The following is a 13327-nucleotide window of genomic DNA, read 5'->3' on the forward strand; positions in this document are numbered from 1 at the left end:
GCCTGCTCGCGATGGCGGTGTGTCAGTCGCCATAAATGTTTATTGATACATTGCTATCGCGAGCAGGCTCACTCCTACATTTCGATCTCGTACGGCATGCAATTTGCTGCGTTCCAGCCACCCCCAGGCTGGAAGATCCCATGCTCCACTCCCACCTCACCACCCTCAACGCGGTCTCGCTGATCCTCAACACGTTCAAGGCCGAAGGCCTGTCGAGCGAGGCATTGCTGGCAGGCAGCGGCATTGTTGCGGCGGATCTGCAGCGTGCCGATACGCGCATCACCACCCATCAGGAGATGCAGGTCTGCACCAACGCGGTCGCGCTCAAGCGTGACATCGGCCTCGAATTGGGCCGGCGCATGCATGTGTCCTGTTACGGCATGCTCGGTTACGCCCTGCTGACCTGTGCCACCTTCGGTGACGCTTTGCGTCTGGCGATCCGTTATCCGGCGCTATTGGGCACGCTGTTCGAACTGAGCCTGGAAGACGATGGCGAGCAGGTCTGGTTCGTCGCCGCCGATTACCGCGAAAGCCCGGCCATGGCGGTGTTCAACGCCGAGTTTTGCCTGGTGTCGCTGAAAGTCATCTGCGACGACTTGCTCGGCCATCGGTTGCCGCTGCGCGCTACGCGCTTCGAACATGCCGCGCCGGACTATCGCGACAGCTATGCCGAACCTTTCAACTCGCCGCTGCATTTCTTAGCCAAAGACAATGCGTTCGCCTTCGACCGCCATTGGCTCGATCAGCCGTTGCCACTGGCCGACGCCATTACCCATCAGGCCATGGCCGAACGCTGCCGCAAGCAGAATCTGGAGTTCACCGGACGTCAGGCCTGGCTGGGGCGGATTCGTAAGTTGCTCAGCGCGCAGTTGAACGCTGCGCCGGGGCTCGAAGGCCTTGCGCAGCAAATGAAATGCTCGCCGCGGACCTTGCGCCGACATTTGAAAGACATGGGCAGCAGCTACCAGGAACTGCTCGATGAACTGCGCTTCGAGCGGGCCAAACAGATGTTGTGCGAGGATCAGTTGCCGATCTATCGGATCGCCGAAACGCTGGGCTTCAGCGAGACCGCGAGTTTCCGCCATGCGTTTGTGCGCTGGAGCGGCGTGGCGCCGAGTCAGTTTCGCCCGCATTGATGCTCCCCCTCTAGGAGTGAGCTTGCTCGCGATAGCCATTTATCATCCAACGCTTCGGGCGGCCGACAGACCGGTGTCGCGAGCAGGCTCACTCCTGCAAGGGTTCGTATTCCATGCCTGGACCCGCGTTATCAAGGGGCGAATTGCGGACACAGGTTTCGGCCATATCGATCCCCTTTTGGCCGCACCCGACGTTCTCCGATTCACTTCGCGCCGCAACACTGATGCAACCGAATCAGCCCTGCGGAGAACAACATATGCTGACGATCTACTCGGACGATCACCACCTGCACCATGGCCGCTGCGAACTCATCGATGGCCAGCTCAAGCCGTGCTTCGAGATGCCGTCCCGCGCCGATCACGTGCTGCAGCGGGTAAAACAGCAGAACCTCGGAGCGGTCGAAGCGCCGAAGGATTTCGGTCTCGAGCCGATCGCACGCGTGCACAGCCGCGACTACCTCGACTTCTTCAAGAGCGCGTGGGATCGCTGGACCGAATTCAATACCGACGGCGATCTGCTGCCCTACACCTGGCCGGCGCGCACACTGCGTGCGATCAAACCGACCAGCCTGCATGGCCAGCTTGGTTACTACAGCTTCGACGGCGGCGCACCGATTACTGCCGGCACCTGGCAAGCGGCTTACAGCGCGGCGCAAGTGGCGCTTACCGCGCAGGCTGAAATCCAGCGTGGCGCACGCGCGACCTTCGCCCTGTGCCGTCCGCCGGGACACCACGCCGCCAGGGATTTGATGGGCGGTTATTGCTACCTCAACAACGCCGCCATCGCTGCCCAGGCGTTCCTCGATCAGGGCCACCAGAAGGTCGCGATTCTCGACGTCGACTACCACCACGGCAACGGCACCCAGTCGATCTTCTATGAACGCAGCGACGTGCTGTTCACCTCGATCCACGGCCACCCGGAAGCGGAATTTCCGTTCTTCCTCGGCTATGAAGACGAGCGCGGAGAAGGCGCCGGTGAAGGCTTCAACTTCAACTACCCACTGCCGGCCGGTTCCGGTTGGGAGGTGTGGAGCGCGGCGCTCGATCAGGCTTGCGAAGAGATCGCGCGCTATGGCGCGGACATCATCGTTGTTTCGCTCGGTGTCGACACGTTCAAGGACGACCCGATCTCGCAGTTCAAACTCGACAGCCCTGATTACCTGGCGATGGGCAAACGCATTGCCGCCCTTGGCAAACCCGTGCTGTTTGTGATGGAGGGCGGTTACGCGGTGGAGGAAATCGGGATCAACGCAGTGAACGTCCTTGAAGGTTTCGAAAGCGCTGAGTAACTGCGCAACTCTGCGACGACCCGCACTCGCGGGTCTTTTTTTGCCCGCAAGATTTATCTACCGCACACCGCCACGAGGTGACCTCTACCTTGCCCTGACATGAATCTCTATCGTCAGATCAGGAATTGCCCGTGCCCGACTTTCTCCAACCCAATACCGTTGATGTCGTGACTCAATTGATGACCGGCCCTTCATTGCGCGAGGTCGCCTCGAAAACGCTGAAACCGGCACTCAAGGAGTTGTACCCCTCGCTGGACATCGATCCGCAGCAAGCCATGGTGGTGACACCGTCCTGGGTCATTGAAAACCAGCGCATCGTCCCCGGCCGCGAGCAGATCGAATCACTGACCGATGCTCTGGTCCGGCTCTCGCTGAACGGAACCACTGTGACCTACCTCGATGCGGAGCATTTTCTGACGTTGCAGCCCGGCAAACTGGCCATCCAGATACCGGTGAAGATCGACGCCGTCGGCCGCCTGCTCAACGAACTCGCGCCCCTGATGTTCGTGTCCTTCAAAGAACAACATATCGCTTATTGGGGCGCATTCACCGCGGCGAATCAGCCACGCTGGCAGCAAATGTCGGACGCCCTGCGGAACGTGTGGAACGTCGGCGCCCATCCCGGCTGGGATACCGATCAAGTGGCCATGGCCAAGGCCGTTTTCAAGGCTCCGGACAAGGAACAGCGCTTGCTCGCCGATCCCTACAAGACCCGTGCCTGCCTGATTGACCTCGATCAGAGCGAAGCCGCCGGCAAGGAAGGCAGGCACCTGACCTTGCTGGACAGCGCCGTAGTGATCGGGACCGTCGGACAGCGCACGATGATCCTGACGTATTCAGTGATCCATGGCTTCCAGCAATTCGACTCGCTGGATGAGCTCGGCAAAGCATTGCCGCGCAAATACTGGCAACGCACCTCTGCCCACAAGCTCAAGTGGCGGCTGGTGGAACCGCAAGGCGACTTCTTCGATCATCAGGCCTGCACGCTGATCGCACTGGAAGGCGATGCTCTCGGCGAGATCAATTTCTTTGAAGAGCCATCGTTTGATCTGCTTTACCCTCACACCGGTCGCCCCCGGCAACCGCCACCCGCCATCAAATCCCATGTCGACCGTCTGCGCCCGATGCTGCCAGCCTGGCTGGACAACGCCGCGCCCGACGATCAGGCCACTTTCAGTCGTTATCTGCTGGACTTGACGATACTGCAGCATGCAAACAAGGGCCGGTCGTTTCAGGCACAGGTCGCCAGTCTGCAAACCTTCACTCGAGAGGCCCTGACGCGGCAGATTCTCCAGGACCACCCGACCGCGAGCGACGTGAAGGTCGATAACATCGAGATCAGCATCGCCAGTCTCGAGGTATGGGGCACGTTCGTCTTGCCGGGCCATATTCAAACCAGGAACCTGTCGCTGACCGAGCTCGCCCTGCAAAACCTGGCAGGTCTGCCGCTGGGCAATAAAACCGTGCGCTACAAGGACGACAGTGCACTGCCGGACTGGATGACCGTGGCTTATGTCGAGCAACTGGTGAGGAGCGTAGACATTGGCAAAACCTACCCTGCGCACTTGAAGAAGCTGCTGGTCGACGATGCCGTGCAGGCGGCTGCGTTGCAGACGCTCTACACCCGTCAGTTGGTCCTCGAACTGCCGCTGCTGGCACTGCAAAACAAGATCCGTGGCACAGCAGGTATTGATGAGCAGGGTTACCGATACGTCGTCGCCGCCCTCGACAACAGTGCCGAGGGGCGTCAGGTCGACGGGCAGGAAATCGTCATCCGGCCATTGGCGTTCGCAGCCCATCGCATGAGCTCAGCGGTCGACACCGTGACCAACATGTTCATCATCGGCCCACGCGACGCCAGCAAAGGACCCTGTGTGCTTTATCGGCCACTGTTCGACACCGCACTGATGCAGTACCCCAGTCATGCCAACCTGCTGTATTCGATCCGGCATTCGCGACAACTGCGTGAATCGGTACTGGCCTGGTTACCGGACGATGTGCGATTCAACTACAGCCAATTCGTGTTTACCGCCAAATTGCCGTCGATCTGGACGATCCCGCAACTGTTGGTCAACCCGCTTGCCTCCCTGGATATGTCCGGCCCCGTTGCTCTGGGCACTGCCGTCCTCGAAGGCGACACTCTGGCGACCCTGCACACCACTAACGTTCAGGCTGTCATCACTCAAGCCGACCGCCAGTCCGTCTCCAATGCCGAATCACGTTGGGCCACGCTCAAAAGCGGCGGCTGGATGCTGTTCAATGCAGCATTGCCGTTTCTGGGTCGCAGTGTCGGCACGGCGGCATGGATCTGGCAGATCATGGACGACTTGCAGGAGATCAGCGACGTCGCCAATCAAGAGTCCGGCAAGTTTGCCTGGACGGCGCTGGCCGATATTTTCCTCGCGCTGGGCATGGTGCTCGCTCATCGCGCGGCGGTGGGCGACACGCCCCCCGCCGAATCGGCCTTTGTCGAATCAGAGCAAGCGCCGCCGACAACAACCCCGCGTCCTGCGCCGGTCAAACCGCTGCGCTTGCCGGACATCACCAACACCGAACTGCCCGCTGCCCATGAGTCCTCTGTCAACGCCATGGCCGCGCTGATGCGCTCGCCCCTGGCGCTGGCATCCTTGCTGGATCGTTTCATGGTCGCCAAACCCGAAGGGCTCGCTGAAGCCGCCAGCACCGGTCGGCATCAGCACCTGTATGCAGATCAGAACAAGTGGTATGCGCCGGTCGGCAAACGCTGGTTTGAAGTGGAGATCAATGACAACGAAGACGTGCAGATCATCGACTCGCGTCAGCAACCGCCACGGGCAGGTCCTTTGCTGAGCCGAACCCGAGGCGGTCAATGGATCATCGACATGCGCTTGCGTCTGCGCGGAGGCGGGCTGCGCAATCGGCGCAAGGAAGCCAAGAGCAAAAACGACAGGCAGGCGAAAAAGCTGGGCGTCGAACTCCACGCTTTCGACCTGACCATGGAGGACAAACAGACCCGACTCGATCAGGCCCACAGCGCAATGCTCAATGCCCAGCCACAAGACCTTGCCGCGGCACGCCAAGCCTATCTGGACACCCTCGATGCGCAAAACAGCGACTACGGCGCGAACATCGAGAAAATCAAGGCATTGAACCTCCTGCAGGACATACCCAACTACCGCACGACAATGATCCAGCGGCTGGAGATGCAGCTGTTTCTTGGCCAGGAATGGCTTAGCCAGCATTCCACCGACTACCAGGCCAATGTAGCGAAGGCGATGGCGATGATTGCGCAGGACCCCCGCGTCGAGCGACAGGCCTTTGTCCAGACCTGTGAACAAATGACCGATCAGACCCAGAGCATCATCGACAAGATCGAGTCGGCGCATAGCCGCTTTGGGGAGCTCGAACTGCTTGGCAAAGACGCCGTAGAAACCCTTGCCACTTATCGAAAGGCGCTGCCGACCTACGATTTGAATGATCTCAAACTGCTGCAGATCAGCTTTGGTCAGGAGATTTGCATCAAGCCCGGCGAAACAGCGAAGCGCGCCGATGCGCAGCAGACACTGGAACGTCTTATTGAAGACGCTGCGCTGAATATTCAGAGTTCGCTGAATCTGACTGCCGACGAGAGCCTCAGTAATCTGCGCGAACGAATCGACGCCCTGAGCAACGTCTCGCAGCAATTTACCTCTGTGGATCAACGCTTTGCCGATTTCGCCGCGGAGTTTCCCGAGCAGATTCAGACCGCTCGACTGGGGCACGTGCGCACTCGAGTGATGGAGTTCAAGGCCCAAACAGACAGGCGGCTGGCCGATCTGTTACGTAACAAACACTTGCTCGATCCACAGCCCGGCCCGTCGAGACCTTCTTCAGGCTCTGCCTCCAACCGAAAAATCATCAAGACCCGATTCAAAGGCACCCTGGTCGGCGAACGAAAAAAGAGTATTGATGGCCAGGACACCGATCTGGTCGAAGTGCGCAGCGAGCTGACCGGGGTGATCGCCACGTTTCATGAGAAGTCACCGGGGGAATGGGTCGAACACGGCAAGACGCAATCGACACCTGCCGGGGCGAGGCCGAATCTTAAAAAAAGCATCGAGCAGGCGCAGGCTCTGATCGATGACCTGCCCGCATTCGAACAGCTTACCCAGGCCCGCATCAAACGCGCCCAACGACTTCCGGTGGAGATTGAAGAGGCCTATCACAAATACGCTGCTCGCCTGCGCAAGGCAAACGCTGCAATCGATGAAGCGCTGACGGTCAGCAATCTCACTGCCGGCTCGTCGCCCGGGACGGAAACCCTCGGTCACACCCTCACCGAAACCGCGAACCGCCTCTACAAGAAAGGCACCAGCCTGCGCAGTCAAATGATCAAACAGCAACCTCCGACGGCAGCGGGGGTCGAGTGGCTGAAAAACCAGGGCGAGGTCCAGATCACCAAAACCGTTACTCGACGCAAGCTGAGCAAACACGCCAACGACTTCCTCGACGAATATGAAGTACGCGACGCGAAAACCAGGCAAGTACTGTGCTATGCGCATTTTCACTATCCCAGTGTCGATGCACCGCTGACACCCATCGGCGCCGCACATATGAAAACCGTGGCACAGCGTCGCCTCGGCGGTGCGCACGACCTGCGCGGCCTTAATAATCAGCAGGTGATCGAAATTCATCGCAGCGAGATTCTTTCAAGTCAGCTGGCCGAAACCGTATTCTTCACGGCCGCCACACCTGTTGTAACCGAGTCAGCGCCGCTTTGATCGCAACCTCCGGCACAGCCGCAAAGCCCAGCACCAGACCGGCGCGCTGGTCGGGTGACGTCAAAGAGTCGGGCAGCCAGTAATTGCTCAGCCCGTTGATTTCGACATCCACGCCGGCAGCCTGCTCGATCAACTGCTGCTCGCGTGCGATGCCGTCCACCGCCACAGTCAGGTGCAATCCGGCAGAGACGGCAGGCAGAGGGCCCACACCGGGGATCTGCGCCGGCCAACCGTCTAGCAAGGTATTACGGCGGCTCAGCGCGGCACGCCGCATCCGGCGGATGTGCCGCTGAAAATGCCCGGCCGCCATGAACTCGGCCATCACTGCCTGGGTGCTGACTTCGGAATGCCGGACATCCACCGCCCGGCGCTGCGAGAACGCATCGACCAGGGCCGCAGGCAGCACCAGATAACCGAGGCGCAACGCCGGAAAAGCAACCTTGCCGAAGGTACCGACATACAGCACTCGCCCTTGCCGATCGAGCGCCGCCAACGGCGCCAGCGGCGCACCGGTGTAGCGGTATTCGCCATCGTAATCATCTTCGACGATCCAGCCCTGGCTGCGCTCGGCCCAGGCGAGCAGTTCGAGGCGCCGCGCAAGGCTCATCACCACCCCGGTCGGGTACTGATGAGAAGGAGTCACATAGGCCACCCGACAGTCCCCGATGGTCGACAACGCCGAGCAGTCCATGCCCTCTGCGTCCACAGCAATACCGTGCAAGCGCGCCCCCGCCACCGCAAACGCATGCCCGGCCGCGCGATAGCCCGGATTCTCGATCGCGACGCCATCCCCCGGCTCGACCAGTAGCTGTGCACAAAGGCTGATGCCCTGCTGCGCACCGCTGGTGATCACAATTTGCTCAGCCGTGCAGTGCATGCCCCGTGAACTACGCAGATAGGCCGCGATCATGGTGCGCAGTCGCGCGTCACCGGCCGGATCGCCGTAACACAGTTGCTGCATATCCGGTTTGCGCCAGAAAGCCGCGTTCAGCCTGGCCCAGACCTCGAAAGGGAACAGATCGAACGCTGGAACGCCCACCCGAAATGCCCGCGGTGGACCGCTCGGAGGTCGGGGCAAATGATGCTTTTCGATACGGGAAAATCCGCCACTGTGGATAACTCTGCTGGATGGATTCACAGGTAAATCCAACCAATTTGTGGATAAGGCTGTGGGTAAGCCTGTTGACAAGCCTGTGGATGAATTTGTGGATAGTTTTTCCTTCGGCGTGGTTCCCTGAGCCAATTGCGCGACATAGGTGCCGTCGCCCACGCGTCCTTCGATAAAGCCTTCGGCATACAACTGATCGTAGGCGCGCACCACGCTGTTGCGGGAAATTCCCAGGGCCGAGGCCAGGTCGCGGCTGGCCGGCAAGCGCGTGCCACTGACCAGACGTCCGTCGAGCACGCGTAGACGCAGGGCCTGATAGAGCTGGCGGCTCAAGCCCTGGTGCCGATCGAGCTCGATTCCGGCCGGATTGAACGGCATCGACAACATTGGCAGATCAGGCATGGCAAATGGACCTGTGAAATGGCTCGGCAATGGCTCTTACAACAGACCAATAGCCTGCCTAGGATGCAGGCATTCGCCAAGGAAAATCTGTCCATGTACACACCACGCGCCTTTGCCATCGAAGACTTGTCCCAGCTGCACGAACTGATCCTCGCCACGCGCCTGGCCATTCTCGTCAGCCATGGTGAGAGCGGACTGCAAGCCAGTCACGTGCCGGTGCTGCTGCATCGCGAACAAGGCGAATACGGCACGCTCTATGGGCATCTGGCCAAGGCCAATCCGCAGTGGAAAGACCTGCGTGACGGCGCCGAGGCCATGCTGATCTTTGCCGGCCCAGACGCCTACGTCAGCCCGGGCTTTTATCCGAGCAAAGCCGAACACGGCAAAGTCGTGCCGACCTGGAACTACATCGCCGTGCACGCCTATGGCCATGCCGAAACGTTCAGCGATGGTGGGCGCCTGCTCGACATCGTCAGCACCCTCACCGACCGCCATGAAGCGGGCCGCGCTCAGCCGTGGTCGGTCAACGATGCACCAGCCGATTACATCGACGGCATGCTCAAGGCCATCGTAGGTTTCGCCATTCCCATCGACCGCCTCGAAGGCAAACGCAAGCTCAGCCAGAACCGCAGCGCCGCAGACATTGCCGGCGTGCGCGAAGGCCTCGCCGCCAGCTCCGACGCCAACGATCAAACCCTCGCCCGCTTGATGCGCTAAGGAAATCACCATGACTGAGATCGACATTCGCCAGGTCAGCGCCGACGACCACGATGCCTGGCTGCCGTTGTGGCAAGCCTATTTGCGCTTCTACAACACCGAGCTGCCGGACGCCGTCACCCAGAGCAGCTGGCAGCGCTTTCTCGACCCGAATGAACCGACCCACGCCGCCCTCGCCTGGGCCGATGGCAAAGCGTTGGGCATGGTGCATTACATCTACCATCGCTCGAACTGGAGCATCGAAAACTCCTGCTACCTGCAAGATCTGTTGGTGGTGCCGGAGTCCCGGGGCAGCGGCGTCGGCCGCCTGTTGATCGAACATGTCTACGCTACCGCCAAGGCCGATGGTTGCTGCAAAGTCCACTGGCTGACCCACGAAACCAACGCGACCGCGATCCAGCTCTACGAGCGCATCGCCGAACGCCCAGGCCTCATTCAGTTTCGCCAAGCCCTTTAAGGAGACGCGCACATGACCGCTTCACTCGCTGACTGGAAAGGCGTCCCCGCCCCCTCCACCACCCTGCTCGACGGCCGCTTCATTCGTCTGGAGAAACTCGACCCGGCGCGCCATGGCGATCAACTCTACGCTGCCCTCGAAGGGCCGGGGGCCGATCCGAAACTCTGGGATTATCTGCCTTACGGGCCGTTTCGCGAGCGCAATGCGTTCAACGCCTGGCTGAACAACCATGCGGCCAACAGCGACCCGTATTTCTTCAGCGTCATCGACCGTTCGACCAATCAGGTCCAGGGCATTCTCAGCCTGATGTCGATCGTCCCGGCGCAGGGCCGCATCGAAATCGGCCACGTCACGTTCGGCGCGCCGATGCAGCGCTCGCCGAAAAGCACCGAGGCGGTGTATCTGCTGGCCAAGTATTCGTTCGAGCTGGGTTATCGGCGCCTGGAATGGAAGTGCAACAACGGCAACGCCCGCTCCAAATATGCGGCCGAGCGCCTGGGCTTCAGTTTTGAAGGGGTGTTTCGCCAGCACATGGTGGTCAAGGGGCAGAACCGCGATACCGCGTGGTATTCGATTCTGGATTCGGAATGGCCGGCGATTGCTGCCGGGTTCGAGCGCTGGCTGAGCGATGAAAACCAGACTCCCGATGGCCAAGTGATAGGCTTGGCCGAGTGCCGTAGCTGAATTTCTCAAATACCCTGTGGGAGCGAGCCTGCTCGCGAAAGCGGTGTGTCAGTCACTGCAAATGTTGACTGACTGACCGCTTTCGCGAGCAGGCTCGCTCCCACAATTGCCGGGGTCAGGCTTATCGACGCAGTTCCTGCGCCAGCACCGCAATATGCTCCGGCCCGATCCCGCAGCAGCCGCCGAGATGGCTGGCGCCGCGCTGTTGCCAGTCCAGCGCCCAGTGCAGATACCCTGGCGGATCAAGATCATCACGCAACGGGTCAAGCCCATCGTTGGCCGTGGCTTCCTTCGGTTGCGGAGGAAACGCATTGGCATACGCGCCGATGTTGATGTTCACGCCGAGACGCTCGAACGTTGCGCGCGCCGCGTCGATGGCCGCGCCAATCACTTCAGGCTGGCTGCAGTTGAACAACAACGTCTCGACACCCAGTTCAGCCGCCACCGCCGCCGCTTCAGCCACCGGCTCACCGGAGCGCAGGCGCGGCACTTCATCGGTATCTTCATCCTTGAGGGTGAATGACAGCCAGAACGGTTTGCCATCCTGCGGCAGCCCGGCGTGAATGGCCCGCGCCTCGACGATCGAGCTCTGGGTTTCCGCCAGCCATAGATCAACGTGCGGGGCCAGACCGTTGACCAACGGCGTCAGCAATTCGCTTACCCGATCGGCTTCAAACAGATCCGGACGGTACGAGCCAAACAACGGCGGCAACGAACCGGCCACCCGTACGGCTTTGCCCGAAGCCTGCACTGCACGCTGCGCCAACTCCCCCGCCAAGGCTGCCAAGGCCTGCCCCTCAGCGGCAAAGCGTGCCTCGCCAATGTGGAACGGCACCACCGCGTAACTGTTACTGGTGATCACATTGGCGCCACTGCTGATGTAAGCGGCATGCACCGCTTCAACCGCTTGCGGCGCTTCGCTCAGCGCCAGCGCCGACCACTCGGGCTGACGGAATGGCGCTCCGGCGCGTTGCAACTCACGGCCCATGCCGCCATCGAGAATGACCGTTCCTGCTGCGCCCATATGCTTTTCACTCATATGCTTATGAAAATAACTCACTATCAGAGTCGTTCTTATAACTATTTAATACGCACCACTCGGTTAATAACAACCTCTTTTTTCAACAGGGATCGACTGTGAAATTCCAACCGCTATTGGCCCTGGGCCTGACCATTCTGGCCTCCTCCACCCAAGCCTTCGGCGGCGCGACGCTGGACCGCGTCGAACAGAAAAAAGAGCTGGTCGGCGTGCTGATGGAAAGCTATCCGCCCTTCTCGTTTCTCAATGAGCAGAATCAACTCGACGGTTTCGATGTCGACGTTGCCAAAGCGGTGGCGGATAAACTCGGCGTCAGACTTCGTCTGGAAACCCCGTCCTGGGACGTCATCGCCGCCGGCCGCTGGAGCGGGCGCTACGACATCTGCATCTGCTCGATGACCCCGAGCAAGGCCCGCGCCGAAGTGTTCGACTTCCCGGTCGAGTACTACGCTTCGCCGGCGGTAATTGTGGTCAACGCCAAGGACGATCGCATCCACAGTGCCAAGGACCTGAGCGGCAAGAAAGTCGGCCTGACCAGCGCCTCCAGCTATGAAAGTTATCTGAACAAGAATCTGGTGATCGAAGGCGCCGAGGATACGCAGTTGCAGTATCCGTTCGAGGATGTGCAGATCGCTCCGTACGACACCGACAACGTCGCCTTCCAGGATCTGGGCCTGGGCGCCGGCGTGCGTCTGGATGCGATCCTCACCAATCTGGTCACCGCACAACCGCGTTTGAACCAGGACCAGCGCTTCAAACTGGCCGGCGAACCGCTTTACTCGGAGCCCAATTCGGTGGCCATCGAGAAGGGTGATCCGCAGTGGGACGCCAAGGTGCGCAAAGTGTTCGCCCAACTGAAACAGGACGGCACCCTGAGCAAGCTGTCGCAGAAATGGATCGGCGCCGACATCAGCCAATGAGTTCTTTTCCAACCCCGCCACAGCCACCGCAACCGGTGGCTGAAACCCGCCTGCAAAAGCTTTTCGGGTTCCGTACGCGCCTGTACCTGACGTGGGCTGCGCTGTTCTGTCTGTTTGCCGGATTTTTCCTCAGCTTCGACCTGAAGTTCGCGATCATCCTCGACAAACTGCCCAACCTGGTCGGCCTGAAGCTCGCGCCCAACGGCTTTCTGCAAGGCGCAGCGCTGACACTGTTCCTCTGCGCCTGCTCGATCATCGCCTCGTCGCTGCTCGGTTTCATTACCGCGCTGGCGCGCCTGTCGAACAGCGCCGTGGCGTTTGGCATTGCCAGTTTCTACACCTCGTTCTTCCGTGGCACGCCGTTACTGATCCAGATCCTGCTGATCTACCTCGGCCTGCCGCAACTGGGCATCGTCCCCGGCGCCATCGTCGCCGGCATCATTGCCCTGTCGCTGAACTACGGCGCCTACCTGAGCGAAATCTTCCGCGCCGGCATTCTGGGTGTCGATCACGGCCAACGCGAAGCATCGCTGGCGCTGGGCCTGCGCGAAAGCGTGATCTTCTGGCGCATCACCCTGCCCCAGGCCATGCGCACGATTATCCCGCCGACCACCAACCAGTTCATCTCGATGCTCAAGGACTCGTCGCTGATCTCGGTGATGGGTGTCTGGGAAGTCATGTTTCTCGCCCAGTCCTACGGGCGCTCAAGCTATCGCTACATCGAAATGCTCACCACGGCGGCGATCATCTACTGGCTGATGTCGATCGGACTGGAGCTGATTCAGGCACGGATGGAGCGGCATTACGGCAAGGCGTATGTGCGGCGTGGCTGAAGC

Annotated in this window: 10 protein-coding genes; 8 read left to right on the forward strand and 2 right to left on the reverse strand. The window is 60.4% G+C overall.

Going from position 1 to position 13327, the window contains the following annotated elements:
• Window positions 1–140: 140 nt before the first annotated feature.
• The 3 genes from J2Y90_RS05615 (at window position 141) to J2Y90_RS05625 (ending at window position 7164) form a co-directional block, all read left to right on the forward strand.
• On the forward strand, window positions 141–1136 hold the full coding sequence (locus J2Y90_RS05615) for an AraC family transcriptional regulator (RefSeq protein WP_253497308.1): 996 nt from the start codon (window positions 141–143) through the stop codon (window positions 1134–1136).
• A 257-nt stretch (window positions 1137–1393) separates the two neighbouring features.
• Window positions 1394–2425 carry a histone deacetylase family protein gene (locus tag J2Y90_RS05620; RefSeq protein WP_253497310.1) on the forward strand — a complete coding sequence of 344 codons (1032 nt, stop codon included), beginning with the start codon at window positions 1394–1396 and terminating at the stop codon, window positions 2423–2425.
• Window positions 2426–2556: 131 nt separating this feature from the next.
• Window positions 2557–7164: a dermonecrotic toxin domain-containing protein gene (locus tag J2Y90_RS05625; protein ID WP_253497312.1), complete on the forward strand. Its 4608-nt coding sequence runs from the start codon at window positions 2557–2559 to the stop codon at window positions 7162–7164.
• On the opposite strand, the gene J2Y90_RS05630 is transcribed toward J2Y90_RS05625, so the two are convergent.
• A complete protein-coding gene (locus tag J2Y90_RS05630; RefSeq protein WP_253497314.1) occupies window positions 7121–8674 on the reverse strand; it encodes a PLP-dependent aminotransferase family protein in 1554 nt (517 codons plus the stop codon). The two genes, J2Y90_RS05625 and J2Y90_RS05630, sit on opposite strands and share 44 nt — an antisense overlap.
• Before the next feature lie 93 nt (window positions 8675–8767).
• Between J2Y90_RS05630 and J2Y90_RS05635 the strand changes: the two genes are divergently transcribed.
• The 3 genes from J2Y90_RS05635 to J2Y90_RS05645 are packed head-to-tail and all read left to right on the forward strand — an operon-like array spanning window position 8768 to window position 10532.
• Window positions 8768–9391 (forward strand): FMN-binding negative transcriptional regulator, encoded by a 624-nt coding sequence (locus J2Y90_RS05635; protein ID WP_253497316.1) that lies wholly within the window; start codon window positions 8768–8770, stop codon window positions 9389–9391.
• A gap of 10 nt (window positions 9392–9401) precedes the next feature.
• Entirely contained in the window at window positions 9402–9848 is a 447-nt protein-coding gene (locus tag J2Y90_RS05640) for a GNAT family N-acetyltransferase (protein ID WP_253497318.1), read from the forward strand.
• Window positions 9849–9860: 12 nt separating this feature from the next.
• On the forward strand, window positions 9861–10532 hold the full coding sequence (locus tag J2Y90_RS05645; protein WP_253497320.1) for a GNAT family N-acetyltransferase: 672 nt from the start codon (window positions 9861–9863) through the stop codon (window positions 10530–10532).
• Between the two features lie 121 nt (window positions 10533–10653).
• On the opposite strand, the gene J2Y90_RS05650 is transcribed toward J2Y90_RS05645, so the two are convergent.
• Complete coding sequence (locus J2Y90_RS05650) at window positions 10654–11556, reverse strand: homocysteine S-methyltransferase family protein (RefSeq protein ID WP_253497322.1); 903 nt, start codon at window positions 11554–11556, stop codon at window positions 10654–10656.
• Between the two features lie 113 nt (window positions 11557–11669).
• Between J2Y90_RS05650 and J2Y90_RS05655 the strand changes: the two genes are divergently transcribed.
• Both J2Y90_RS05655 and J2Y90_RS05660 read left to right on the forward strand, forming a co-directional pair.
• Window positions 11670–12491 (forward strand): ABC transporter substrate-binding protein, encoded by an 822-nt coding sequence (locus tag J2Y90_RS05655; protein ID WP_253497324.1) that lies wholly within the window; start codon window positions 11670–11672, stop codon window positions 12489–12491.
• On the forward strand, window positions 12488–13324 hold the full coding sequence (locus J2Y90_RS05660; RefSeq protein WP_083353854.1) for an amino acid ABC transporter permease: 837 nt from the start codon (window positions 12488–12490) through the stop codon (window positions 13322–13324). The genes J2Y90_RS05655 and J2Y90_RS05660 overlap by 4 nt, the downstream gene beginning before the upstream one ends.
• The last annotated feature ends 3 nt before the right edge of the window (window positions 13325–13327 follow it).

The organism is Pseudomonas koreensis, assembly GCF_024169245.1.
GTDB classification, from domain to species: Bacteria; Pseudomonadota; Gammaproteobacteria; order Pseudomonadales; family Pseudomonadaceae; genus Aquipseudomonas; species Aquipseudomonas koreensis_F.

What these genes read in the sequence shown, in the direction of transcription:
- J2Y90_RS05660 (WP_083353854.1), top strand. Translation starts at nt 12,488, where the DNA reads ATGAGTTCTTTTCCAACCCCGCCACAGCCACCGCAACCGGTGGCTGAA.
- J2Y90_RS05615 (WP_253497308.1), top strand. Translation starts at nt 141, where the DNA reads ATGCTCCACTCCCACCTCACCACCCTCAACGCGGTCTCGCTGATCCTC.
- J2Y90_RS05635 (WP_253497316.1), top strand. Translation starts at nt 8,768, where the DNA reads ATGTACACACCACGCGCCTTTGCCATCGAAGACTTGTCCCAGCTGCAC.
- J2Y90_RS05645 (WP_253497320.1), top strand. Translation starts at nt 9,861, where the DNA reads ATGACCGCTTCACTCGCTGACTGGAAAGGCGTCCCCGCCCCCTCCACC.
- J2Y90_RS05630 (WP_253497314.1), bottom strand. Translation starts at nt 8,674, where the DNA reads ATGCCTGATCTGCCAATGTTGTCGATGCCGTTCAATCCGGCCGGAATC.
- J2Y90_RS05650 (WP_253497322.1), bottom strand. Translation starts at nt 11,556, where the DNA reads ATGGGCGCAGCAGGAACGGTCATTCTCGATGGCGGCATGGGCCGTGAG.
- J2Y90_RS05620 (WP_253497310.1), top strand. Translation starts at nt 1,394, where the DNA reads ATGCTGACGATCTACTCGGACGATCACCACCTGCACCATGGCCGCTGC.
- J2Y90_RS05640 (WP_253497318.1), top strand. Translation starts at nt 9,402, where the DNA reads ATGACTGAGATCGACATTCGCCAGGTCAGCGCCGACGACCACGATGCC.